Here is a 25,754-nt window from a genome sequence, read left to right on the forward strand (position 1 = left end):
CAGATTCACCCCTCAAAAATTGTTCGAATGTCTCTTACATATTAAAATAAACAAAACGGTAACAAGACAAAAAGAAAACGGCAGCACACCCGATGACACCATTTTCTATTCTGCGTTATTAAAGATTTACTTTGTTATTTTATACGTAAAAGTACACACTTCTTGAACATAAATTTTTACATTCTATAACTATATCAGAAATTAATATGGTTGTCAATGGTTAACGCTTGCTTTTCAAAATGTAATACCCTTTCTCTTTGGTTAAGGTTTCTACATTACCAAAAACAGCTTCCATCTTCTTTTTCGCCGAAGGCATACCTTGCTTTTTCTGAATTACAACGTATAATTCACCTTCAGCTCTCAACTTCTCATGTGCGTCTTCTAAAATGCCATGAACCACTGACTTCCCTGCCCTGATTGGCGGGTTCGTCACGATCATGTCACAAGAATTATCCGGAACTTCAGCTAAACCATCACTCTCTTTTACAGTGACATTTTCAATATGGTTTTTCTCACTATTTTCTTTTGCTAAATCTAGTGCTCGGTGGTTCACATCCAACATAATAACATGGTGATGCGGAGATACTTTCGCAATCATCAAACCAATCGGTCCATAACCGCAACCCACATCAACAATCGTCTTCTTAGGTCCTGGTGGATGTTCTTTTAAAAATGTACGAACTAATAAATCTGAGCCAAAGTCTATTTTCCCTTTAGAAAATACACCTGCATCAGTCACTAGATTCAATTCATTTTGATGATAATGGTATTTAAATGTCTCTTTATGACTTTCAACTTTAGGATCTTTGTCATAATAATGACTCATGCTTACACCTCATTACTTTACATTAGAAGCTGTTCGAGTATACTCTTCCATTTCAACAAAGACAAGTCTACCCTTTACTTTAAGGATACACATTTCATCAGTCATTTGCTATAAATACCTTTCGTTCTAAAATGAGTTGTACTCATTAGAAAAACCCCGTTAACTCAATAACGGGGTTTTCATTTCTCAAAGAATTCAGGCTGTGAAACTAAGTTTCACACATTAACAATGGTTATTAGCCTCGTTCTCTTTTCATTTAGTTATTGGCTGTGGCAATAGAATTATTTTAATTCTACAGTTGCGCCAACTTCTTCTAATGTTTCTTTAAGTTTTTCAGCTTCTTCTTTAGGTAAAGCTTCTTTGATTACTTTAGGAGCGTTGTCTACTAATTCTTTAGCGTCTTTCAATCCTAAACCAGTTGCGTCTTTAACAGCTTTAACAACTTTGATTTTAGATGAACCAGCTGAAGTTAACTCAACGTCAAATTCAGTTTTTTCTGCTGCTGCGTCTCCGCCGCCTGCTGCACCTGCTGCTGCTACTGGAGCTGCTGCAGTTACACCAAATTCTTCTTCGATTGCTTTTACTAAGTCATTTAATTCTAATACTGACATTTCTTTAATTGCTTCAATGATTTGTTCTTGATTAGCCATTATATATTTCCTCCATTTTTTAAATAATTAATTGTGTGTACTGATTATTCAGCACTTTCTTCTTCTTTAGATTCTCCAACTGCTTTAACCGCATAAGCGAAGTTGCGTACAGGAGCTTGTAATACAGAAAGTAACATAGAAACAAGACCGTCGTGTGATGGTAATGAACCAACAGTTTTAACTTCTTCTGCTGAGATAACGCTACCTTCCATTACGCCTGTTTTAATTTCTAAAGCTTCGTGATCTTTAGCAAATCCAGCGATAACTTTTGCAGGAGCAACTACATCATCAGTAGTTGTTGCAACAGCTGTTGGACCTGTTAAGAATTCGTCAAGACCTTCGATTCCCGCTTGTTCAGCAGCACGACGTAACATAGTGTTTTTGTAAACTTTGTACTCAACACCAGCTTCACGTAATTGTTTACGTAATTCTGTTACTTCTTCTACTGTTAAACCACGGTAATCTACGATTACTGTTGAAACAGAATTTTTAAGTTGATCAGCGATTTGTTCAACTAATTGTTTTTTCGCTTCAATAATTCCAGACATTTAGACACCTCCATACATATTTTGTTCGGTGCTTTTTTTGAGCTTTACCCAATAAAAAAAGCACTTTCACCCTACGGCAAAAAGTGCTTGAAAGTTTCATAGTTCACGTTCAAGTCAATTTTAGCCTCGGTAGGATCAAGTTTTAAGTTATCTCTAACTCCTACTGTCTTAGGTAAAATAATCACATTTATCAATATAACTGTTTCAATGTGATATGTCAATAAGTAATTAAAAAACTAGAGAAAATATTTTCAGCTGTCTCAGATATGAATCGATACGATTGGCACTTTGCAACTTTTACATTTTCTCTAGTTCTTAAATTTCATTTATATTATAGTTTGAAGTTTGAAGTATCTACTTTAACACCAGGACCCATTGTAGTTGAAACTGCAACAGACTTGAAGTAAGTACCTTTAGCTGAAGCTGGTTTAGCTTTTGCTAATACATCTTGGATAGTGTTGAAGTTATCAACTAAATCCTCAGTACTGAATGATACTTTACCGATTGAAGCGTGGACGATACCAGCTTTCTCAGCACGGTATTCTACTTTACCTGCTTTGATTTCTTCAACCGCTTTTTTAACATCCATAGTTACTGTGCCAGTTTTAGGGTTAGGCATTAAACCTTTAGGTCCTAATACACGACCTAATTTACCAACTTCGCCCATCATGTCCGGTGTAGCTACAACTACATCGAAGTCGAACCAGCCTTGTTGGATTTTGTTAGCGTATTCTGATTCGCCTACGTAATCAGCGCCAGCTGCTTCTGCTTCAGCAGCTTTGTCACCTTTCGCGAATACTAATACACGTTGTGTTTTACCAGTACCGTGTGGTAATACTACTGCACCACGGATTTGCTGGTCATTTTTACGAGTATCGATACCTAAACGGAATGCTACTTCTACAGAAGCGTCGAAGTTTGCAACGCTAGTTTCTTTAGCTAAGCTGATTGCTTCTTCAACAGCGTAATAAGTATTACGGTCAACTTTTTTAGCAGCATCTAGATACTTTTTACCTTTTTTAGCCATTTATATTTCCTCCTTTAGTGGTTTTAGCGGAATGTCCTCCCACATTACTTGCTTATGCAAGTTAAGAGCAGATGACCTTGTGAGCTGTTCGCAATTTTTATTCATTGGATTAACTTTACTGTCATCTGCCATGTTTGTTTCACGTTTCTGATTGTTATTCGTTTCGTTAGATGAGCAAACTCATCTTTACGCTATTATTCTACAGTGATACCCATACTACGAGCAGTACCTTCAACAATACGCATTGCTGCTTCGATGTCTGCTGCGTTTAAATCAGGCATTTTAGTTTCAGCGATTTCACGTACTTGATCTTTAGTTACTGTAGCAACTTTGTTTTTGTTAGGTTCACCAGAACCTTTGTCAACGCCAGCTGCTTTTTTAAGTAGTACTGGAGCCGGTGGAGTTTTAGTGATGAATGTAAATGAGCGATCCTCATACACACTGATTTCTACCGGAATGATTAAACCTGCTTGTTCTTGTGTTCTCGCGTTGAATTCTTTACAGAATCCCATAATGTTCACACCTGCTTGACCTAATGCTGGACCAACTGGTGGTGCTGGGTTCGCTTTACCTGCAGGAATTTGCAATTTAACTACTTTTTCTACTTTTTTAGCCACGATGTGCACCTCCTTGATATCGTGATGTGGTCACAGGGCTCAATTTTGCCCTCCCACTCTTAAAACATTTCGTGACGAAATGGCCTCCTTCTTCCAAAGGACGACCATAGTATTATATCATTGAAAAATTGTAAAATCAACACCTATTCGAATTACAATTTTTCGATTTGATCAAACTCAACTTCAACCGGAGTTTCTCTGCCAAACATATCTACTAATACTGTAAGCTTGAATTTATCTGCTTCGATTTCTTGTACTTCACCGACTTGGTTGGCAAATGGGCCAGACTTGATACGAACTTGTTCTCCAACTTCGACTTCAACATCAATTGTTTTTTCTTTCATTCCCATTTGTTTTAAAATAAAGCGGACTTCATCCGGCAACAGCGGGTTAGGTTTTGATCCAGCACCTGCTGAACCAACAAATCCTGTTACACCTGGTGTATTACGTACTACATACCATGACTCATCTGTCATGACTAACTCTACCAAGACATAGCCAGGGAAAGTTTTTTTCGTGATTTTCTTCGCTTTACCGTCTTTAACTTGTGTTTCCTCTTCTTCAGGTATGACAACTCTGAAAATCTGTTCTGTCATATTCATTGATTCAACACGTTTTTCTAAATTTTTCTTAACTTTATTTTCATAGCCAGAGTAAGTATGCACGGCATACCAACGCTTTGCTCCAACTTCTTCAGACATGCTGTCACTCCTCATTAACTAATTAATTCTATTAATCTACCGATTCCCAAATCTAAGGCATAGAAGAAGATTAAGAAAAATAACACTGTAACAATTACAATTGTTGTGTATTTCACGAGTTCTTGACCAGTCGGCCAGCTCGTTTTCTCCATCTCAGATATAACGCCTTTGAAGAAACTCTCTTTTGGTGCTTTTGATTTTTTGTTTTTATCTTCAGCCATTGTCGTACCTCCAATTAATCAATAATTTCATCTTGGCCTTTAGCAATTACTTCGATTCCTTGTGTACTGTATGCGCATTGCACTTTTTGCAATACTTCTTCAACACGAGTCTTTCTGCAAGGTTGCTGTTCTTTGGTACGGTATAGTTTCTATTGCCGCAAATTTCACAGTTAAGCGGGACTTTCTTCATAATACCTTCACCTTACCTATATTAAATACTCACTAACTATACATAAGAAACCCTCAAATTGTCAAACGTCTAGTGAATTGTAAGTTGTATCTATAAGTGTAACGAAACGCAATTATGCATCCAATAATTCCTGCATTTTACGTAACTTCACTTTACTACGATGAAGGGCATTATAAACCGCCTTTTCACTTAAATCCATCGCTTGTGCTGTTTCACTTGGGGAATAATCATCCAATATATATTGTACTACTTCTCGCTCTAATTTGCTTAATTTCTTACAACAATTAAGCAGAATTTCCGAACGTTCTTTTAAAATGAGTTGTGCTTCGACAGATGGCAATTGCGTACGATAACTACACTCCGCTTCTTGAACAAGACAATCTTGTTGTAATCTCAGCCGCTTCTGTCTTCTGTAATAATCGTATTTAGAAGTGCTGACTAAGCGATTGAAATAATGTTCAAACGGAATCGTTTCTATCGTTTTAAAATGATAAATATTTCTGCTGATTCTTAAGGAGATGTCTTGTATCAAGTCATCACAATCATGCGGTGCAATCGAAGGATGAATCAGCCGACTGCGTATAAACGGCTGCAACACTTCTAGTAATTGATGCATCGCGTGATCGTCATGCATTTGTGCAAGATGTATAAGAGAGACAATATCTTGAGGTATGGAAGTTTTCTGCATTACGTAAGTTCGATCCTTTCATAAAAGTGAACTTATCATAGCGGAATGCTGATGAAATAAGCAATGTACAGAAATCTTATTTTTCTTGGTCGCCTCTTCTGATTTTTTCAAATTCTGATAATACTTCATCTGTGAGTTGGATACGTGTTCGAGGTTTATTATTATTGAACGTTTTCATTGATGACTCAACACTCGCTTCATTCAACTTAATGTTCTGCCACATTTCTCGAGACGAAATACGATAAGCACCCGTACCGAAGATAGCGTGCTGTTCACTCATATCACTCGTAACAACAGCAATATGGGTTGTATGTTTGTCATATAACCCATATACAAATCGTTCTATAAAGCTGTCAGCTGTTTCATGTTCTTTTGTGAAAATCGTTCGTACCCCGTGGTAATAAAATTCACTTTCATTACCTTCTTGTTCATAAGCGTCAAACACACATATCACATCGTCTGCCACAGTTGCTTTATAGTTGCCGATAGCCAGCAACAACTTTTCTCTGGCTTCTTCTAAATTCTCTTTAGCCAATTCTGATAAAGCACGACTATGACCAATCATATTGTAACCGTCGATGATTAAATACCGATCCTTGTGCTTCATAGCTTATTCTCCAACCGGGTGACGTTTTCGATAAATTTCATACATCATTAAGCTTGCGGCAACAGATGCATTCAAACTGTTAATATGACCGACCATAGGGATTTTTATATAAAAATCACACTTCTCTTTAACAAGTCGGCTCATACCATGTCCTTCGTTACCGATAACAATGGCAAGTGGCATATCTGCACTCATTTGACGGTAATCTGTTGCGTTATCAGCTGCAGTCCCTGCAATCCAATAACCTTCTTCTTTTAACTTATCCATCGTTTGAGATAAGTTTGTTACACGTGTTACCGGAATGTGTTGAATCGCACCTGCAGACGCTTTAGCAACTGTTTGTGTTAAAGCAACAGAACGACGTTTCGGTATAATGACACCATCTACACCTGCTGCATCCGCAGTTCTCAAAATGGAACCTAGGTTGTGCGGGTCTTCTAGACCATCCAGTAACATTAATGTTGGTAAATGATCTTGTGCTTTAAGTTTCGCAAGCAAATCATCTAGCTCTACATATTCATATGGCGCAACCAACGCTGTGACACCTTGGTGCGGTGCTTCAGCTAATCCGTCTAATTTCGTTTTTGGGACGGTCTGCACAATCAATTTTTGCTTTTTTGCATTTTTTAAGATTTCATCAAGTTGTTGCTTTTTCACGCCATCTTGAATCAAAATCTTGTTGATGGGATGCCCAGAAGTAATTGCTTCTTTCACGGCATGTCTCCCTACAATTACTGAATCTTCCACATCCTCACTCCCTTTCTTCGACTTCAGTCACAATACGCTCAAGCAATGATTCCAATCGGTCTGATTGATGATCTAAATATAAGAAACCAATCACCGCTTCCAAACCAGAGCTTTTACGATACGTCTGAATGTCAGTATTTTTCGCTTTTGTATGGCTTTTCGCATTACGCCCTCTGCGCACAATTTCTAATTCTTCTTCTGTAAACCAATCCGACTGCATCAAACTTTCCAACGTAATAGCCTGGCTTTTCGCAGACACAAAACGTTTTGCTTGTTGATGCAGACGATTCGGTTTTGCACGCAATTTCAAAATGATATGCGTTCTGACATATTGATCTAAAACTGCATCCCCCATATATGCTAAAGATAATGGGTTCAGCAGTTTGATATTTTCTTGATTATCCACGTTTGAATCTCACGCCTTGCGGTGTATCTTCAAGGATAATATTTTGTGCTTTTAATTCATCACGGATTTCATCCGCACGTGCATAATCTTTATTTTTACGCGCTTGATTACGCTCTTCAATCAAGGCTTCAATGTCTTCATCTAACAATTCATCATGTTGTTTGCCTTTTAATGGAACTCCTAAAACGTCGCTGAAGATTTGGAATACTTCTTTAAAGCGTTCAATCACTTTTTTAGATGTTGTGTTTTCCATCACATATTTATTCGCAAGTTTCGCTAAATCATACCAAGTTGTAATCGCATTAGCAGTATTGAAGTCATCATCCATAACCGTTTCAAATTGTTTTAACAATGCATCAATTTGTTCAATATAATCTGATTGATCTTCGATATCTGAAGCAATCGCTTCTCTTTCTTCAATCGCTTGATAACTATTACGGATACGTTCTAAACCGGCTTTCGCAGATTCGACTAATTCCATGTTGTAGTTGATTGGACTGCGGTAGTGTACGCTGATCATAAAGAAACGTAATACATCAGGGTCTACTTCTTTAATAATGTCATGTACAAGTACGAAGTTGCCTAATGACTTACTCATTTTTTCATTATTGATATTAATGAAACCATTATGCATCCAGTAATTCGCAAATGTCGCATGGTTATGCGCTTCTGATTGTGCAATTTCGTTTTCATGGTGTGGGAATTGTAAGTCACTGCCGCCTGCGTGGATATCAATCGTTTCACCTAATTCATGATATGCCATCACTGAGCACTCGATATGCCAGCCTGGACGTCCTTTGCCGAATGGGCTGTCCCAGCTGATTTCTCCAGGTTTCGCTTTTTTCCATAACGTGAAGTCTAATGCATCTTCTTTTTGTTCGCCTGATTCAATACGTGCACCGACTTTTAAATCATCAATAGATTGATGACTTAATTTACCATATCCTTCAAACTTACGTGTTCTGAAATAAACATCGCCTTCACTTTCATAAGCATAACCTTGTTCTACTAGGTTTTGGATAAATGCGATGATATCATCCATATGGTTCATAACACGTGGATTAGATGTTGCTTTTTTGACATTCAACGCACCTGTATCTTCATAGAAAGCTTGAATGTAACGGTCAGCGATTTCTTGCACACTTTCATTCAACTCTTTTGAACGTTTGATTAATTTATCATCCACGTCCGTAAAGTTAGATACATAATTAACGTCATAACCTTTATATTCAAAATAACGACGTACAACATCATAGTTGATAGCTGGACGTGCATTACCGATATGAATATAGTTATAAACTGTTGGACCGCAGACATACATCTTAACCTTGCCTTCTTCTATCGGCTTAAACGGTTCTTTCTGTCTCGTCAATGTATTATATAATGTAATCATCTTGAATCTCTCCATTCTTCACTTGCTCTAGTTGCTTTTCTAATTGTTTCATTTGTTCGTAAATCGGGTCTGGTAAGTTGAGATGATCAAAGTTTTTACCGATACGTTTACCATGTTGTTTCACAATATGGCCAGGAATACCGACAACTGTAGAATAGCTTGGTACATTAGTTAATACAACTGAGTTCGCACCAATATTGACATTAGAGTCTACTTTGATATTACCTAAAATCTTTGAACCTGCCGCAATTAAGACATTATCGCCAATGTCAGGGTGACGTTTACCTTTTTCTTTGCCAGTACCGCCAAGTGTGACACCTTGATAAATTGTAACGTTATCGCCAATCGTACAAGTTTCACCAATGACCACACCCATGCCGTGATCGATAAATAAACGTTTGCCGATTTTAGCACCTGGATGAATTTCAATACCAGTGAAAAAGCGTGATATTTGCGAAATAATACGTGCAGCCACGTAGTGCTTTTTATTATAAAGTTTATGTGCAAGCAAGTGATTCCATACTGCATGCAATCCTGCATACGTTGTTACTACCTCAAATGATGTCTTAGCTGCAGGATCTTGTTCGAATACCATTTTTATATCGTCTCTCATTCTTTTAAACAAGTTATTCCCCTCCTATTTATAACGAAAGCACCTCTAACAACTTAATGTCAGAGGTGCTTCGCACGGTTCCACTCTTCTTCAGCATACAAAAAACTATTTTTATATACTCTCTCAAATCCCGTATTTATCATTGTCTGAACCAAGGTGCATTCAATAATGTTCAAGATGTGCTCACAGCAACCGCACACTCTCTGGACTTGAACCATTATCTACTAATCCTTAGTAGTAATTACTTTTAATAATAGGTGGTTTATGCTGAAAATTCAAGCAAGGTTACCCACTAAAATTATAGATATTTTTTCAAACGTTTTAATACCTTTTCTTTACCTAATACTTCCATTGTATTCGGTAATTCCGGTCCATGCATTTCGCCTGTTACCGCAACACGAATCGGCATAAATAATTGTTTACCTTTGATACCTGTTTCTTTTTGTACAGCTTTAATTGTTTTCTTAATTTCAGCCGCTTCAAATGGCTCTAATTCTTCTAGTTTGCCATATAAGTGTTCCATTAATTCTGGTACTTGTTCCCCATTGATGACTTCTTGTTCTTCTTCATTTAATGCAACTTCATCTCTGAAGAAAATTTCAGAAAGCGGTACGATTTCACCGGCATAACTCATTTCTTTTTGGTATAAACCAATTAACTTGCGACCCCAATCTAAATCTTCTTCTGAAGGTGATTCTGGAATCAACCCTGCATTGATTAAGTGAGGTAACGCTAATTCAAAGACAGTTTCTGAGTCTTTTTGTTTCATATATTGGTTGTTTACCCAAGCTAGTTTTTTCTTATCGAAGAATGCTGGTGATTTTTGTAAACGATTTTCATCGAATAATTTAATGAATTCTTCTTTAGAGAAGATTTCTTCTTCACCTTCTGGTGACCAACCAAGTAATGTGATGAAGTTGAACAATGCTTCTGGCAAGTAACCTAAGTCACGGTATTGCTCGATGAATTGTAAGATTTGGCCATCACGTTTACTTAATTTTTTACGTTGTTCGTTGACAATCAATGAAATATGTCCGAAACGTGGAGGTTCCCAACCGAATGCTTCATAAATCATTAATTGTTTTGGTGTATTTGATACATGGTCATCACCACGGATAACATCTGAGATTTCCATATAATGGTCATCTGCAGCTACCGCAAAGTTATAAGTCGGTACACCGTCTTTTTTCACAATAACCCAGTCGCCGATGTTATCAGATTCGAATGACACTTCACCTTTAACCATGTCATCAAATTTATACACTTTGCCTTTAGGCACACGGAAACGAATTGAAGGTTTGCGTCCTTCTGCTTCAAACGCTTCTTGTTCTTCTTTTGTTAAATGTGCGTGTTTACCACCATAACGAGGTGTTTCACCACGTGCGATTTGACCTTCACGTTCTGCTTCTAATTCTTCTTCAGTCATGTAACATTTATACGCTTTATCTTCTGCTAATAATTGTTCTACTAAAGGATCATAGAATTTACCACGTTCAGATTGACGATACGGACCATAACCTCCGTCTTTATCTACAGATTCATCCCAATCAAGACCTAACCATTTCAGGTTGCTGAATTGAGAAGATTCGCCGTCTTCTAAGTTACGTTTCTTATCCGTATCCTCAATACGTACGACAAAGTCCCCATCATAGTGTTTAGCAAATAAATAGTTGAATAGTGCTGTTCTAGCGTTTCCGATATGCAAATAACCAGTCGGACTAGGTGCATATCTGACTCTTACGCGTTCACTCATTATTTCGTTCACTCCTGTATTTTTAGATTATTGATTAAAGAAAGTTCGAGAACTCAACTATCTCTAATAATTCAGAGACAGTGATACTTCAGAATGTGCTTGATTATTCATGATAAACCAAGGTCAAAAGCAGTGATAAGACCTATCTGTTTGACTGACATAAATAGCCAGGCAGTTCTGTACCCATTCTTACTTATTGTAGCATTACAAGCCTTATTTGGTAAGCCCATTTGCTTACACGAATCAACTCTGTTTACCCTTCTGTTCCATGTGAAACAAGGGATGCTCACTGTTGAATTAATTTCGCAAAGACAATTCGTCCAGATGATGTTTGTAAAATACTAGTAATTTCAATTTTGACATGTTGGCCAACTAAGGATTTCGCATCATCAATGACTACCATAGTGCCATCTTCTAAATAGCCGACACCTTGTCCAGGTTCTTTACCCATCTTAGTAATTAATAAATTCATATGGTCGCCTTGGCGCACAGCTGGTTTTACCGCTTCAGACAAATCATTCACATTCAACACTTTAATACCTTGTACACGTGAAATCTTATTCAAGTTGAAATCGGTCGTAATTAAATCAGCTTTATATTTATGCGCAAGTTTAATCAATAGCGCATCGATATGATTATAAGACTTCTGCGGATGGACAATGCGAGAAGGATGATCTGCATCATGAATTTGGTTTAAAATATCCAAGCCACGTTGTCCTTTTTCTCTTTTCACACTATCTGTCGAGTCTGCGACCACTTGCAGTTCATTGATTACACCTTGTGGAATCAAAATCTCTCCATCTAGAAAGCCGCATTTGATTATCTCTAAAATCCGACCGTCAATGACTGCGCTCGTATCTAAAATTTTAGGGTTCGCACGTAAAGCATTGGTTGAGGCAGAACGTGCCATTTTCTCTGGTAAGAAAGCCAACATTTCATCACGTTTCTTCAAACCAAATTGAAAACCTAAATAACTTAAGAATACTGTAATGATAATAGGAAGAACATGAAGGAATAAAGATGATCCGATAATATTTAAAATAAATGCGATCATTACAGAAATAAAAAGTCCCATAATCAAACCTATGGCTGCAAAGAGGATTTCAATTGCGCTGTGTCGCATAATAAAACCTTCTAATTTACGCAAAGCTCTGGTGATTTTAGGAATCAACAAACCAAATAAAACAAAGAATATAATCATACCAATGATGCCAGCAATATATTTATTAGTCAGCCATACATAAGTATCTGCAAAACCTGTATCGCGCGCAATATCAGGTATGATTAATATCCCCAAACTGATACCTAAAATCATATAACTGATGATGACAATTGTCTTTACAATATTCATCTGATAGCCTCCTTTCTCTCTGTGGTATCAGCTTTTCATCAATGCAAAGTTCAGTGCTTCATGCACACTGGTTACACCGATAACTTGAATATTATCTGGGAAGTCCCAACCTCCTATATTGGTTTTAGGAATAATCACACGTTTGAAACCTAATTTCGCTGCTTCTTGAACACGTTGTTCAATACGTGAGACACGTCGTACTTCTCCTGTCAGACCTACTTCACCGACGAAACAATCCATGCCGTTGATAGGTTGGTCTTTAAAACTAGAAGCAACCGCTGCGATAATTGCTAAATCAACAGCTGGTTCTGTTAAACGCACGCCGCCTGCAACTTTGACATAAGCATCTTGTTGCTGTAGCAAGTAACTTTCTTTCTTCTCTAACACTGCCATTAATAAATTTAAGCGGTTATGATCGATACCAGTCGCCATACGTCTTGGGTTATTAAATGTTGTCGGTGTCACTAATGCTTGCACTTCAATTAATAAAGGACGTGTACCTTCCATTGTCGGAACAATTGTAGAGCCAGCTACATTCGTTGAACGTTCTTCTAAGAACATCTCTGAAGGGTTCTTAACTCCTTTCAAACCGCTATGTTTCATTTCGAAGATTCCCATTTCATTCGTTGAACCGAAACGGTTCTTCACTGCACGCAGAATTCTATATGCATGGTGTTCGTCCCCTTCGAAATATAGTACCGTATCTACCATATGTTCTAATAAACGTGGACCTGCAATTTGTCCTTCTTTCGTCACATGACCGACGATAAAGGTTGCGATATTCATTTGTTTCGCAATCCCCATCAGAATTTGCGTACTTTCTCGTACTTGTGAGACAGAACCAGGCGCTGAACTGATTTCCGGATGATACACTGTTTGAATCGAGTCTACCACCACTAAGTCTGGTTGTGTTTGTTTAACAGCTTCTTTAATAACTTCTAAATCTGTTTCCGCAAACACGTTTAATTGACTTGAATCTTCTTCTAAACGATCTGCTCGCAATTTCGTTTGATTCAGTGATTCCTCACCTGTAATATAAAGTACTTTTTTATTTTGAGATAACGCAGAACAAATTTGAAGTAATAATGTCGATTTACCAATACCAGGGTCCCCACCGATTAACACAAGCGAACCTTGGACAATACCGCCACCTAAGACACGATCAAATTCTCTCGAACTTGTATGGATACGCGGTGTAGATTCATGTTGGACATCATTTAACTTTGTTACTTTAGCTGTTTGTTCTCTTGTACGCATCCCTCTACCACTTGGAGCTTCTTTTTGCGTCATAACTTCTTCCATTTGGTTCCAAGCACCACAATTCGGACATTTCCCCATCCATTTCGGTGATTGATAACCACATGCCATACATTCAAATGTCACTTTCTTTTTTGCCAAATTTACACCACCTATTTTTTCGTGAAAAACATATCTATTTTACACCCTCTAGGGTTTAAAAGCTATCATTGATTCTTTCTTATTCTAAACCTGAAAACACATTTCATACAATCATCTAACTCTCATCTTTAACCACATCATACCAAATTTCTTTAAAACTACATATTATATTCTCTTTAAAATATCAAAATCACAATATATAAAAAGACTCCTTTTAAGCAGCCATGTTATAAATACTGCTTAAAAAGGAGTCTTGATCTATTTATCTGGTTTAACCATTACGTTTATTACGCTTTTGTTTTTGTTTCTTCAGTTTCTTTTGTTTGGCGATCATTGATTTTGTATTCAAATTTGTCGCCATTGTGATCCACAACTACGTCTTTACCTTCTAATTGGTTACCGTCTAGGATTAACTCACTTAAGTTATCCTCAACTGTTTTTTGAATTGCTCTGATAAGTGGACGTGCACCATATTGAGGATCGTAACCTTCTTCTGCGATTTTTTCTTTCGCAGCTTCTGTCACTTCGATATTAATATCTTGTTCAGATAGACGATCAGTAAGGTTGCTGACCATTTTTGTTACGATTTCTTTCAATTCAGCTTTATCCAATTTGTGGAAGACAATAATATCATCAACACGGTTTAAGAATTCAGGACGGAATGCATTTTTCAATTCTTTCATCATTGTACTGCGAATTGTTTCGTAATCTGCACCTTCGTCGCTGCCGCCGCCGAAACCAGCAAAGCGTTGATCTTGTAATTCTTGTGCACCGACGTTTGAAGTCATGATAATGACTGTGTTACGGAAGTCTACACGACGACCTTTTGTATCAGTTAAGAAACCATCATCTAAGACTTGCAACATAATGTTGAAGACATCAGGATGTGCTTTTTCTACTTCGTCGAATAGAATAACTGAGTAAGGTTTACGTCTTACTTTTTCAGTCAATTGACCACCGTCATCATGACCTACATAGCCTGGAGGCGCTCCGACTAAACGGCTCACTGCGTGTTTTTCCATGAACTCACTCATGTCTACACGAATCATCGCATCTTCATCGCCGAACATTGATTCAGCTAATGCGCGTGCTAATTCTGTTTTACCTACACCTGTTGGTCCTAAGAAGATAAAGCTTCCGATTGGACGTTTAGGGTCTTTCAAGCCTGCACGTGCACGACGTACTGCTTTACTGATAGATGTCACAGCATCTTTTTGACCGATGACACGTTTATGCAATGTGTCTTCTAAGTTCAACAGACGTTCTGATTCTGTTTCATTTAAGCGTGTTAATGGAATACCAGTCCAGCCCGCAATCACTTCAGCAATATCATTTTCTGTTAATGATGTGTTTGCGCCGCCTTGTTTGTTTTTCCATTCATTTTTCGCTTCTTCATATTGTTTTTCTAATTTTGTTTGTTTATCACGAAGGTTTGCAGCATTTTCGAACTCTTGTGAATGTACAGCTGCATCTTTTTCGTTTTTCACTTTTTCGATTTCTTGTTCAATTTCTTTTAAGTTTGAAGGAGTCGTATGACTTTTCAATCTTACTTTTGAACTTGCTTCATCGATTAAGTCGATTGCTTTGTCTGGTAAGAAACGATCTGAAACATAACGGCCACTTAAACGTGCTGCTGCTTCAACCGCTTCATCAGAAATGTTGATACGGTGATGCGCTTCATAACGATCACGTAATCCTTTTAGGATTAAGATTGTATCTTCAACTGTCGGTTCATCCACTTGTACAGGTTGGAAACGACGTTCTAAAGCTGCATCTTTTTCAATGTGTTTACGGTATTCATCTAACGTTGTTGCACCGATAGCTTGTAATTCACCACGTGCAAGTGCTGGTTTTAAGATGTTAGATGCGTCAATGGCACCTTCAGCACCGCCTGCACCGATTAATGTGTGCAATTCGTCGATGAATAAGATAACGTTACCTGCTTGATGAATTTCTTCCATAACTTTTTTCAGTCTTTCTTCGAATTCACCACGGTATTTTGTACCGGCAACAACTGTACCCATGTCTAGAGACATCACACGTTTACCTTTTAATGTCTCAGGCACTTCATTATTTACAATAGCTTGTGCTAAGCCTTCAGCAATTGCTGTTTTACCTACACCAGGCTCACCGATTAACACTGGGTTGTTTTTAGTACGACGGCTTAATACTTCGATGACACGTGTGATTTCTTTATCACGGCCGACAACAGGATCTAATGTGCCGTCTTTAGCAATCACTGTTAAGTCACGTGCTAAACCATCAAGTGTCGGTGTGTTGTTAGATTTTGCAGTTTGTGCATTTTTATTGCTCATTTCTGGACTGCCAAGTGCTTTGACAACTTGAGCACGCGCTTTAGTGATATTTAAATCCAAGTTTGCGAATACACGTGCAGCTACACCTTCGTTTTCACGGATTAAACCAAGTAAAATGTGTTCTGTACCTACGAAATTATGGTGTAATTTACGTGCTTCATCCATTGAAAGTTCAATCACTTTTTTCGCTCTCGGTGTATAGTGCAATGTGCCGATGTGTTCTTGACCTTGACCAATTAATTTTTCTACTTCTGTAACAACAAGGTCTTCTGTGATACCGAAACTTTCTAATACTTTTGCGGCAATACCCTCTGGTTCTTTCATTAAACCAAGCAATAAGTGTTCAGTTCCGATATTTGAGTGATTCAAACGAATCGCTTCTTCTTGTGCATGTGCTAAGACACGTTGTGCACGTTCTGTTAATCTACCGAATAACATAGCAAAACCTCCTATTTTATATGTTCTCTAATAATATTTGCTCTTTGTTCTTTAATTGAAATTTGTTGTGCTTCGTCAATCAAGAATGGGGATTGAATCGCTACCATCATTTGATTGAAGTTGAATTCTGGTAAATCAATATAACCTAAATCAATACCTAACTTGACCTCACTGAGTCTCGTCGATGCTTCTTCCATAGACATTATGCGACTGTAGCGCAATAAACCAAGTGAGCGATAAATGCGGTCTTGCATCTCAACTAAGTTATGATAATCCAGTTGTTTGCGAATCTGCATTTCCTCCGCAATAATTTGTTGGACGATTTCAGTTAACGTTTCAATAATTTGTTCCTCAGTTCTTCCCAAGGTTAATTGGTTTGAAACTTGATAGATGTGACCATAAACTTGAGAACCTTCTCCGAAAATACCGCGAATCGTAAAGCCGAAACGGTTAATAGTTTGAGCAATGCGATTCATACGCTTCATGATAGAAAGTCCTGGAAGGTGCAGCATCACGCTTGCACGCATTCCTGTACCAATATTCGTTGGACACGTTGTTAAATAACCTAAATCTTCATCAAAACTGATATCAAGTGCTCTATCTAATTGGTCATCTATTTCTGAAGCTTCTTGATAAAGTGCTTCTAAATCCATATCTGAACTCATGGTTTGAATTCTAATATGATCCTCTTCATTTACCATTATGCTTAATGATTCATCATCATTCAACAATACCGCTGAAGCCGGCTGTTCAATCAGTTCTTTACTGATCAGATGCTTCGCTACTAATTTTAATTTATCTGTATGCGTGATGGTCTGCATATTTAATACTTTTAAATCAGGCAGTGCATCTTGGACTTCATTAATGACTTTTTGTCCTTCTACATCTGAAGTAAACATTAAGGGATGAACATGATTGTTCAAGTTTCTCGCAAGTCGTATACGTGAAGACATCACGACCGGCGTTGTTTCATTCTGCTGCATCCAACTACTCATGTACATTGAATGTTCGCTCATGTGTTATCCCTCGCTTTCTTCTTGTAGTACTTTAATTTCATCACGAACGACAGCCGCTTCTTCAAACGCTTGTTGTTCTATTAATTCTTGTAAATATTTATTTTTAGCTTCTATTTTTTTCTTTAATGCGAGTTTGTGCTGAGAGGAGACAGGCGTTTTACCGACATGTTCAAATTGTCCGCCTTGCACACGTCTGACAATATCTACAATATCCTCTTTAAAGGTAGTGTAACATTGTGCACACCCAAACTTCCCTTTATACGCAATATCTTTCATTGTCATATGGCAAGTAGGACACTTCTTCTCTTCTCTGACGCTTAAGTCTTCTAATTGAATACCATGCTTAGACGCCAAATGTTGAAGTATTTGTTTTATAACAAAAGAGCCTTCCATGTCATCTTGATTGTTCTGCCATGTAGGTTCCTCTTCATTACTTTGTGCTTTAATTCTATTGTGTTCTTGTGACTTAAGTGCGTTTGTTTTTGTTCCATGTGCAAATGTGTCAGCCATGTGCAGCCTCCTAACTATTAATAGTAATTAATGACCGGCAATAGCTGTTTCAATATGTTTGCGCGGACAATGTCCCTTGCAGCAACATCCATTCTTAACGTATCTCTATCTACCACTGCAAGCATCATTTTCGCTTCGCGTAATGTTATATATTGATTATCAAGCAATCCTTCGATCACATAATGTGCTTGTTGTTGAGAGATTGAATCGCCGATGATTTGTAAGAGGTGATCAATATAACCTTTCGTATCCTTGGTTTCAACCTTAGTGATTCGGATATAACCTCCACCACCGCGTTTACTTTCGATTTCATAACCGTGTTCATTGGTGAATCTTGTCTTAATTACATAATTAAGTTGAGAAGGCACACAGTCAAAACGTTGAGCAATATTCGCTCGTTGTATCTCAACAACATCTTTATTTGATTCTTCAAATAAATGCTTAATGTACTGTTCTATGATGTCGGACATATTATGCATGGATATCACCCCTTTTTTGACCTTCTTTGACTATATTATATGACCAACTTTGACCTTTTTCAACCAATATGATTTAAAAAATTTGCGACATCGTCAAAAATAGGATGTTCGAAAGCGCTTTTTTCCTGTATGATATTGGATGAAATAAAAAATAAAAGGATGAGAAATAACATGCATATACTTATTGCTTTAATAGGGATTGTCTTCTTCTTAGCCCTCGCACTTGTTGTTAGTTCTGACAAGAAAAACGTTAAGTGGCATTACGTTGGTATCTTGCTTGTGATTCAATTTATCTTCGCGTTTGTTCTCTTAAAAACAAATGCAGGAATCACAGTCATCGGCGGTATTGCGAAAGGCTTCGCCTATCTGTTATCAAAAGCTGCAGAAGGAGTTAACTTTGTATTTGGAGGCTTTAAATACGTCAATCCAGATCAACCGCCATTCTTCTTCAACGTATTATTACCGATTGTCTTCATTTCAGCAATTATCGGTATCTTACAATACACTAAGATTTTACCAATGATTATTAATGGTTTAGGTTTCTTGATCTCTAAAATCAACGGCATGGGTCGTTTAGAATCATATAACGCAGTTGCAGCTGCTATTTTAGGACAATCAGAAGTATTCATTTCATTGAAGAAACAATTACCATACATTCCGAAGCACCGTTTATATACATTAACTGCTTCAGCAATGTCGACAGTATCCGCTTCAATTATCGGTGCTTACTTCACACTGTTAGACCCTAAATATGTCGTAACAGCAATTGTATTAAACTTATTCGGCGGATTTATTATCGCTTCAATCATCAATCCATATACAGTTGATGAAAAAGACGACAAATTATTAGTAGAAGAAACAGGACAAAAACAATCTTTCTTCGAAATGTTAGGTGAATACATTTTAGACGGATTTAAAGTTGCGGTTATTGTAGGGGCAATGTTAATTGGTTATATCGCAATTATTGCTTTACTTAATGGCCTTGTCAGCGGTATCTTTACAGCTGTATCAGGCGGTTCAATTAAATGGGACTTCCAAACATTAATCGGATTTGTCTTTGCGCCATTCGCATTCCTAACAGGTATTCCTTGGGATGACGCAGTTAAAGCAGGTTCATTAATGGCTACAAAATTATTATCAAACGAATTCGTTGCGATGTTAGACTTAGGTAAAATGCATGGTTTATCAGAACGTGCAATCGGTATTACTTCTGTCTTCTTAGTATCATTCGCAAACTTCAGTTCTATCGGTATCATTTCTGGTGCCATCAAATCATTAAATGATGAAAAAGGTGACTTGGTTGCACGTTTCGGACTTAAATTACTATTCGGTGCAACACTTGTATCATTCATCTCTGCAGCTATCGCAGGTCTATTCATGTAAATCATTTTTAAACGACTTCCGCAATCAGGGAGTCGTTTTTTCATATTGCATTCCAAACCACTTTCGTGTAAAGTAACACTTAATTATGGAGGTGTCATAATGAATATCGATGAATTTTGGGACAAATTCATAACTGAATATCCTATTTATCAAGACGCTTCTTATACCGCCTGGCAATTCGGTGTCGATGCTACAGACTTAGCTGAGTTAGTCTCACAAGGTATCAAAACTGCGACAACCAGCGGTTTAGCTTTCTACATTGAGGAAGAAGGGCCTCTACCAAAAGTCAACGATTTGAGTATCGTTCTAGATGCGCAAGATCATCCTGTTTGTATTATTAAAAATACTAAAGTATATCAAGTCCCTTTCTGTGAAGTATCAGAAAAACACGCATATAAAGAAGGAGAAGGTTCTCGAACCTTAACATATTGGAGAAACGTCCATCGCGACTTTTTCATACCTGAATACGCAAGCATTAATCAAACTTTTAATGAAGATCAAATCATGGTCTGTGAAGAATTTGAATGTCTATTTACTAAATAAATAAAGCAGGTGAAATTATGGACTTAAATAAGATACAAATCAGTAAGTTTCAAGCATCAGATACACAAGCGGTTGTGGATTTAATATGTCATACACTCAGAACGACCAACATCAAAGACGAACCGAAAGAAGATATTGAAAGTTACGTAACAGAAACCACGCCTGAAAGCATTCAACATAAAGCAGAGCATATCAACTTCTATGTCTTTAAATTAAACAATCAATTAATCGGTACAGGTGCGATTGGTCCTTACTATGGCAGTGAAACAGAATCATGCTTCTTTTCTATTTTTGTTTCACCTGATTATCAAAAATTAGGTATAGGCAAACTGATTATGGATACTTTAGAAGATGACTATTATTATCATCGCGCAAAACGTCTCATTATCCCTGCTTCAATAACCGCAGTACAATTTTATCGAAAGCGCGGCTATGATTATATTAACCAAAACAGCACACCTGACCATGAAGGATTAATATACTTAGAAAAATTTCCAGACTAAAAAAACGAGCAACCGTTATGGCTGCTCGTTTTTTGAATGATTATACATTCGCTTTTTTACTTTCAGCAACAATATGTTCGATGAAGTACTGTGTTACTCGATAATCATCTGTTAATTCCGGATGGAAAGAAACACCTAAATAATTACCTTCTTTAACGGCAACAATTTTGTCGCCGACTGTACTTAATACTTCTACATTGTCACTGTTTACTTTTTCAATATGCGGTGCTCTGATGAAGACCGCTTCAATATCCTCTGCGATACCTTTAATATCTAATTCAGACTCAAAGCTGTCCACTTGTCGCCCAAACGAATTACGTTCTACAGTGATATCTAATTTCTTCAAATACCCTTCTTCACCGACGATGTCTTGTGCTAAGACAATCAATCCGGCACATGTACCGAACATCGGTAAATCTGAGTTGACTAAAGCTTCTTTAAATCCATACAGATTCATCAAACGACGTAATGTCGTTGATTCACCGCCTGGTAAAATTAAGCCGTCAATTTCTTCTAATTGTTCAACACGTTTGATTGCGATACCTTCGTGGCCGCTGAGCTCAATGTGGCGCAAATGTTCACGTACTGCGCCTTGTAGTGCGAGGACTCCGATTTTCATCTTACCAGCCACGCTCTTGCATACGTTCTTCTAATGAAAGTTGATTTACATCTAAGCCTCTCATTGCTTCACCAAGCTCTTGAGCTAATTTACCGATTAATTCGTAATCGGTGTAGTGTGTTGTTGCTTGAACAATTGCTTTTGCGAATTTTTCAGGGTCTTCTGATTTAAAGATACCTGAACCTACGAATACACCGTCAGCACCTAATTGCATCATTAACGCTGCGTCTTGAGGTGTCGCAACACCGCCTGCCGCAAAGTTAACTACTGGTAAACGACCATTATCTTTAATTGATTTTAAGACTTCGTATGGTGCACCGATTTCTTTTGCGAATGTCATGATTTCATCATCTGGCATAACTGTTAATTTAGCCACTTCTGAATTCACTTGACGCATATGACGTACTGCTTCAACGATGTTACCAGTACCTGGTTCACCTTTCGTACGTAACATTGCTGCACCTTCACCGATACGACGTGCTGCTTCGCCTAAGTTACGGCAACCGCATACGAATGGTACAGTGTAGTCGCTTTTTAATAAATGATACTCTTCATCAGCAGGTGTTAATACTTCTGATTCATCGATGTAGTCTACACCCATTGCTTCTAACACACGTGCTTCTGTAATATGTCCGATACGGCATTTAGCCATAACTGGAATTGAAACAGCATCCATTACTTCTTGAACAATTTTAGGATTACATGCACGCGCAACACCACCAGCTGCTCTGATATCTGATGGTACACGTTCAAGCGCCATAACTGCTACTGCGCCTGCTTCTTCTGCAATTTTAGCTTGTTCTGCATTGACAACGTCCATGATTACGCCGCCTTTTTGCATTTCAGCCATTCCACGTTTTACTCGATCTGAGCCTACAATTTTAGACATTCTAAATACCCCTTTTCTCATTGATTAAATCCAGTGTAAAGGATAAACTGATAGTGTTAAAGGACCAATTTCGATAAATATTAGGAGGCCAGTTGAATGAAACAACCTTTATATATGCAGCTTTATCAAAAGTTGAAGGAACAAATCATTGAAGGCCAGTATCAATCTGGTGACCGTTTTCCTTCTAAACGCCGACTTGCTGAACATCATTCACTCAGTAATACAACAATTGAACATGCATACCAATACTTACTAGATGAAGGTTATATCTATTCAAAGCCGCGGTCAGGCTATTATGTATCAGATATTGAATCACTGCCAGTAGTCACAAAAGAATCTCCAACTGCAGTGATTCAACAAACTCAAAAAGAAACAACTACACGTTATCGCTTTGATTTGGCACGTATTGATACAGAACACTTTCCGTGGCAACAATTTCGTAAGTATGCGCGTGATGTCTTTGATGAATCTATGCCAGATATTTTACAGCCTGGAGATCAACAAGGTGAATTCAGATTAAGACAAGCCATTGCACATTATCTCTTTAATAGTCGCGGTGTGAATTGTCATCCCGAACAAATCATTATCGGTTCATCCACTGAACAGTTAATCAACCAAGTAACAGATATACTCACTGATCGTTCTTACATCATTGAATATCCAAGCTATCCACCTATTAAGCAAGTGTTGGATAAAAAAGAATTGGCTTATAAACAAGTCCCTGTTACTAAAAAAGGAATTGAGATGTCACAAGTCTTCAATTCCAATCGCCAAGTGGTATATGTGACACCCTCGCATCAATTCCCGACTGGCTATGTGATGAACTTAAAGACCCGTACACAACTCATCAACTGGGCCCAACAACATAAAGACCGTTTCATTATCGAGGATGATTATGATTCAGAGTTCCGCTATTTCAGTAAACCGATTCCTGCACTTCAAAGTTTAGATAAGACAGGAAAGGTTATTTATATCAGTACCTTTTCTAAATCATTATTCCCAAGTTGCCGTATTGCGTTTATGGTGTTGCCTAAAGCACTGATGAAAAATTATCACGATTTACCTAACAAAGAAGGTAATACAGTCCCAGCCCCAATGCAGTATACAGTAGCGCAATTTATGGAAAACGGTTCATTTGATCGCCATTTGAATAAAATGCGTAAAGTTTATCGCCATAAGCTGACTTATATCTTAGAAGCTTTAAAGCCCTATCAAAATCAACTCATGATTGAAGGTGCCACAACGGGTATGCATTTCACATTAACAGTTCAAAACGGCATGCATTTAGATAAGGTGTTACAACGTGCGAAACAAAATCACGTCAAACTCATCCCATTAATCAATTATATGAAGAAAGAGAATTATGATGTTGCAGCACCGAAATTTATTATCGGGTTCGGGGGGATTCCAGATAATGAATTAGAAGCACATACTAATGTATTGATTCAAACACTGACAAAATGACTTAAAGGAGAAAAACAATATGTCTGACGTTCAATTAGTCCCATATGATTCTAAATATGATCAAGACCTTGAGAAGTTTACAATTGCTGAAGCAGAAAGTGCTTTTGCGCTCTTACCCTTTGCGGCTCTTGAAGATTTAGCACCTGGAGAATATCCTGTCGTTGTTTTACATCAACAACATCCAGTTGGCTTTATGAGGCTGAATCAAAATGATGAAGGTGCATCCTTAGCACAAAATTCAAATGCTGTCTTAGTAAAGTCTTTCTCTATTACGGAACGTATGCAAGGTCAAGGTCTAGCACAAGCAGCTTTGGCACAATTACCTGACTATGTGCGTACACATTTTCCAAATACTGATGAAATCGTACTTTCAGTTAATTTTAAAAATCCTAAAGCCATTCATGTCTATCAAAAACTTGGCTATATCGATACTAAACGTATATTAGAAGGTCCAGCTGGTCCGCAACATGTGATGTCTTATCAATTTTAAATATGTCACCTTTTTATAAAACATCATATAGTGCATTGACGCTATTTAAAGGTTCACGTATAATCGAGTCCATATTTGCGAATTTTCGGAGGTGTCATTTTGAAGAAATATCCTATTGCGATATGGATGCTTGCGATCGGCGCATTTGCGATTGGAATGACAGAATTTGTCATCATGGGCTTATTACCCAATATCGCACGTGATTTCCATGTGACGGTCAGTCAAGCTGGTCAATTAATTACAGGCTATGCCTTAGGTGTCGCAATTGGCGGACCTATTTTGGTTATGATAACCATCAAACTTAATCGAAAATATTTATTAATGCTTTTAATGGCTATTTTCATTATTGGTAACTTAGCTTCATCATTCAGCACAAGTTACGGCTTCATGATGACAGCTAGAATTATCACTTCACTTGCGCATGGTTCTTTCTTTGGAATCGGATCTATTTTAGCCGCAAGTATGGTACAACCGCAATATCGCGCAAGTGCCATGGCGTTGATGTTCATGGGACTATCTTTAAGTAATATTTTAGGTGTACCTTTTGGAACATTAATCGGTCAACAATTCGGATGGGCGATGACTTTTGTGATTATAGCTATTATCGGAATATTAGCGTTGATTGGTATTATGATTTTTGTTCCTAATCAAAAAGAGCGTCAAGCTTCATCTGTATTAGACGAATTGAAAATCTTAAAAGAAAAGCGTTTATGGTTAACGCTCGCAGTAACCCTGTTTGGTTTCAGCAGTGTCTTTGCGTATTTTACTTACATTTCATCAGTATTAATAGATGTCACACATATTAAAGAAAATCTCATTTCCTTTATGTTGATTATCTTTGGTGTGGATGTCACGCTAGGTAACTTAATCGGTGGTAAACTTGCGGATTGGAATTTGAATAAGGCGTTACAATTAATTTTTACAATCTTCATCCTCTATTTTGGAATTCTGTATTTCATGCAGTTCAATGGACTTGTAATGGTACTTGGCGTCTTTTTATTTGGAGTTATCGGATTTAGTATGAGTCCCTCTCTTCAATATAAGAGCACATTGATTTCACAAGATGCGCCTACGTTAGCCAGTACATTGAATCAATCTGCCTTCAACTTAGGCAATGCGTTAGGTGCGTTTGTAGGTGGTTTAGTTATCACACACTTACCTGTAGCCTCATTAAGTTTAATTGCACCTTTGCTTACACTAATCGGTTTGATGTTCTTATTAATATCTATTTATGTCGAAAAACAACATTCATCTATTACTTCATAAACATAATCGCCCACTCTGTGTACCATTAAATACAGAGCGGGCGATTTATTTATTCATACCATTATATAAGCATAAAAAAAGAGACCCTTTACAGGATCTCGTG

28 protein-coding genes, 1 pseudogene and 1 other annotated feature are annotated in these 25,754 nt (G+C 37.5%); of the genes and pseudogenes, 6 read left to right on the top strand and 23 right to left on the bottom strand.

Annotated elements, in window-relative coordinates; genetic code table 11:
• Nucleotides 1-220 precede the first annotated feature (220 nt).
• From HMPREF3031_RS01900 to HMPREF3031_RS01995, 21 genes and pseudogenes are all read right to left on the bottom strand, one after another.
• Nucleotides 221-826, bottom strand: coding sequence for a class I SAM-dependent methyltransferase (locus HMPREF3031_RS01900; RefSeq protein WP_002481330.1), 606 nt, complete (start codon nt 824-826; stop codon nt 221-223).
• Between the two features lie 281 nt (nt 827-1,107).
• Entirely contained in the window at nt 1,108-1,476 is a 369-nt protein-coding gene (rplL, locus tag HMPREF3031_RS01905) for a 50S ribosomal protein L7/L12 (protein ID WP_002481329.1), read from the bottom strand.
• A 44-nt stretch (nt 1,477-1,520) separates the two neighbouring features.
• Complete coding sequence (rplJ, locus tag HMPREF3031_RS01910; RefSeq protein WP_002481328.1) at nt 1,521-2,024, bottom strand: 50S ribosomal protein L10; 504 nt, start codon at nt 2,022-2,024, stop codon at nt 1,521-1,523.
• 45 nt (nt 2,025-2,069) lie between these two features.
• Nucleotides 2,070-2,215: a sequence feature (ribosomal protein L10 leader region), on the bottom strand.
• Nucleotides 2,216-2,355: 140 nt separating this feature from the next.
• Nucleotides 2,356-3,051, bottom strand: coding sequence for a 50S ribosomal protein L1 (rplA, locus tag HMPREF3031_RS01915; protein WP_002481327.1), 696 nt, complete (start codon nt 3,049-3,051; stop codon nt 2,356-2,358).
• A gap of 194 nt (nt 3,052-3,245) precedes the next feature.
• Nucleotides 3,246-3,668: a 50S ribosomal protein L11 gene (rplK, locus tag HMPREF3031_RS01920; RefSeq protein ID WP_002481326.1), complete on the bottom strand. Its 423-nt coding sequence runs from the start codon at nt 3,666-3,668 to the stop codon at nt 3,246-3,248.
• Between the two features lie 152 nt (nt 3,669-3,820).
• The gene (gene nusG, locus HMPREF3031_RS01925) at nt 3,821-4,369 is read right to left on the bottom strand and encodes a transcription termination/antitermination protein NusG (protein ID WP_002481325.1); all 549 of its coding nucleotides are present in this window, start codon (nt 4,367-4,369) and stop codon (nt 3,821-3,823) included.
• 14 nt (nt 4,370-4,383) lie between these two features.
• On the bottom strand, nt 4,384-4,590 hold the full coding sequence (secE, locus tag HMPREF3031_RS01930) for a preprotein translocase subunit SecE (protein WP_023016303.1): 207 nt from the start codon (nt 4,588-4,590) through the stop codon (nt 4,384-4,386).
• A 46-nt stretch (nt 4,591-4,636) separates the two neighbouring features.
• Nucleotides 4,637-4,780: a 50S ribosomal protein L33 gene (rpmG, locus tag HMPREF3031_RS12935; protein ID WP_081600403.1), complete on the bottom strand. Its 144-nt coding sequence runs from the start codon at nt 4,778-4,780 to the stop codon at nt 4,637-4,639.
• A gap of 112 nt (nt 4,781-4,892) precedes the next feature.
• Nucleotides 4,893-5,468, bottom strand: a complete 576-nt coding sequence (locus HMPREF3031_RS01935) for an RNA polymerase sigma factor (RefSeq protein WP_002481323.1) — start codon at nt 5,466-5,468, stop codon at nt 4,893-4,895.
• 76 nt (nt 5,469-5,544) lie between these two features.
• Nucleotides 5,545-6,075 carry an NYN domain-containing protein gene (locus HMPREF3031_RS01940; protein WP_002481322.1) on the bottom strand — a complete coding sequence of 177 codons (531 nt, stop codon included), beginning with the start codon at nt 6,073-6,075 and terminating at the stop codon, nt 5,545-5,547.
• Nucleotides 6,076-6,078: 3 nt separating this feature from the next.
• Complete coding sequence (rlmB, locus tag HMPREF3031_RS01945) at nt 6,079-6,822, bottom strand: 23S rRNA (guanosine(2251)-2'-O)-methyltransferase RlmB (RefSeq protein ID WP_070724565.1); 744 nt, start codon at nt 6,820-6,822, stop codon at nt 6,079-6,081.
• 4 nt (nt 6,823-6,826) lie between these two features.
• Nucleotides 6,827-7,228 (bottom strand): Mini-ribonuclease 3, encoded by a 402-nt coding sequence (locus HMPREF3031_RS01950; RefSeq protein ID WP_002481320.1) that lies wholly within the window; start codon nt 7,226-7,228, stop codon nt 6,827-6,829.
• Complete coding sequence (gene cysS, locus HMPREF3031_RS01955) at nt 7,221-8,621, bottom strand: cysteine--tRNA ligase (protein ID WP_002481319.1); 1,401 nt, start codon at nt 8,619-8,621, stop codon at nt 7,221-7,223. Before cysS ends, HMPREF3031_RS01950 begins: the two co-directional genes overlap by 8 nt.
• The gene (cysE, locus tag HMPREF3031_RS01960) at nt 8,605-9,234 is read right to left on the bottom strand and encodes a serine O-acetyltransferase (RefSeq protein ID WP_172954255.1); all 630 of its coding nucleotides are present in this window, start codon (nt 9,232-9,234) and stop codon (nt 8,605-8,607) included. Before cysE ends, cysS begins: the two co-directional genes overlap by 17 nt.
• Before the next feature lie 298 nt (nt 9,235-9,532).
• Nucleotides 9,533-10,987: a glutamate--tRNA ligase gene (gltX, locus tag HMPREF3031_RS01965; RefSeq protein WP_002481317.1), complete on the bottom strand. Its 1,455-nt coding sequence runs from the start codon at nt 10,985-10,987 to the stop codon at nt 9,533-9,535.
• Between the two features lie 286 nt (nt 10,988-11,273).
• Nucleotides 11,274-12,338 (bottom strand): PIN/TRAM domain-containing protein, encoded by a 1,065-nt coding sequence (locus HMPREF3031_RS01970; RefSeq protein WP_002481316.1) that lies wholly within the window; start codon nt 12,336-12,338, stop codon nt 11,274-11,276.
• A gap of 27 nt (nt 12,339-12,365) precedes the next feature.
• Complete coding sequence (gene radA, locus HMPREF3031_RS01975; RefSeq protein WP_002481315.1) at nt 12,366-13,736, bottom strand: DNA repair protein RadA; 1,371 nt, start codon at nt 13,734-13,736, stop codon at nt 12,366-12,368.
• 287 nt (nt 13,737-14,023) lie between these two features.
• The gene (locus HMPREF3031_RS01980; RefSeq protein WP_002481314.1) at nt 14,024-16,489 is read right to left on the bottom strand and encodes an ATP-dependent Clp protease ATP-binding subunit; all 2,466 of its coding nucleotides are present in this window, start codon (nt 16,487-16,489) and stop codon (nt 14,024-14,026) included.
• An 11-nt stretch (nt 16,490-16,500) separates the two neighbouring features.
• Nucleotides 16,501-17,505, bottom strand: coding sequence for a protein arginine kinase (locus tag HMPREF3031_RS01985; protein WP_002481313.1), 1,005 nt, complete (start codon nt 17,503-17,505; stop codon nt 16,501-16,503).
• A gap of 3 nt (nt 17,506-17,508) precedes the next feature.
• A pseudogene (locus HMPREF3031_RS01990) lies at nt 17,509-17,913 on the bottom strand (UvrB/UvrC motif-containing protein); the annotation flags it as partial.
• Between the two features lie 119 nt (nt 17,914-18,032).
• Entirely contained in the window at nt 18,033-18,494 is a 462-nt protein-coding gene (locus tag HMPREF3031_RS01995; protein ID WP_023016300.1) for a CtsR family transcriptional regulator, read from the bottom strand.
• A gap of 171 nt (nt 18,495-18,665) precedes the next feature.
• Here HMPREF3031_RS01995 and HMPREF3031_RS02000 point away from each other — a divergent pair, with 171 nt between their 5' ends.
• The 3 genes from HMPREF3031_RS02000 to HMPREF3031_RS02010 all read left to right on the top strand — a co-directional run bounded on the left by HMPREF3031_RS02000 (nt 18,666) and on the right by HMPREF3031_RS02010 (nt 20,923).
• On the top strand, nt 18,666-19,877 hold the full coding sequence (locus HMPREF3031_RS02000) for a NupC/NupG family nucleoside CNT transporter (RefSeq protein ID WP_002481310.1): 1,212 nt from the start codon (nt 18,666-18,668) through the stop codon (nt 19,875-19,877).
• Nucleotides 19,878-19,976: 99 nt separating this feature from the next.
• Nucleotides 19,977-20,420, top strand: coding sequence for an ASCH domain-containing protein (locus HMPREF3031_RS02005; RefSeq protein ID WP_002481309.1), 444 nt, complete (start codon nt 19,977-19,979; stop codon nt 20,418-20,420).
• A gap of 17 nt (nt 20,421-20,437) precedes the next feature.
• The gene (locus HMPREF3031_RS02010; protein WP_002481308.1) at nt 20,438-20,923 is read left to right on the top strand and encodes a GNAT family N-acetyltransferase; all 486 of its coding nucleotides are present in this window, start codon (nt 20,438-20,440) and stop codon (nt 20,921-20,923) included.
• Nucleotides 20,924-20,963: 40 nt separating this feature from the next.
• Here HMPREF3031_RS02010 and pdxT read toward each other — a convergent pair whose 3' ends face one another.
• Both pdxT and pdxS read right to left on the bottom strand, forming a co-directional pair.
• Nucleotides 20,964-21,542: a pyridoxal 5'-phosphate synthase glutaminase subunit PdxT gene (gene pdxT / locus HMPREF3031_RS02015; protein WP_002481307.1), complete on the bottom strand. Its 579-nt coding sequence runs from the start codon at nt 21,540-21,542 to the stop codon at nt 20,964-20,966.
• A gap of 1 nt (nt 21,543) precedes the next feature.
• Nucleotides 21,544-22,431 carry a pyridoxal 5'-phosphate synthase lyase subunit PdxS gene (pdxS, locus tag HMPREF3031_RS02020; RefSeq protein WP_002481306.1) on the bottom strand — a complete coding sequence of 296 codons (888 nt, stop codon included), beginning with the start codon at nt 22,429-22,431 and terminating at the stop codon, nt 21,544-21,546.
• A gap of 96 nt (nt 22,432-22,527) precedes the next feature.
• Between pdxS and HMPREF3031_RS02025 the strand changes: the two genes are divergently transcribed.
• From HMPREF3031_RS02025 to HMPREF3031_RS02035, 3 genes are all read left to right on the top strand, one after another.
• The gene (locus tag HMPREF3031_RS02025; protein ID WP_002481305.1) at nt 22,528-23,895 is read left to right on the top strand and encodes a MocR-like pyridoxine biosynthesis transcription factor PdxR; all 1,368 of its coding nucleotides are present in this window, start codon (nt 22,528-22,530) and stop codon (nt 23,893-23,895) included.
• 19 nt (nt 23,896-23,914) lie between these two features.
• Nucleotides 23,915-24,385 (top strand): GNAT family N-acetyltransferase, encoded by a 471-nt coding sequence (locus HMPREF3031_RS02030; protein WP_002481304.1) that lies wholly within the window; start codon nt 23,915-23,917, stop codon nt 24,383-24,385.
• 99 nt (nt 24,386-24,484) lie between these two features.
• Complete coding sequence (locus HMPREF3031_RS02035) at nt 24,485-25,651, top strand: MFS transporter (RefSeq protein ID WP_244968286.1); 1,167 nt, start codon at nt 24,485-24,487, stop codon at nt 25,649-25,651.
• Nucleotides 25,652-25,754 lie beyond the last annotated feature (103 nt).

Origin of the sequence: Staphylococcus sp. HMSC072B07 (assembly GCF_001815505.1) — a bacterium.
Taxonomy (GTDB): Bacteria; Bacillota; Bacilli; order Staphylococcales; family Staphylococcaceae; genus Staphylococcus; species Staphylococcus simulans.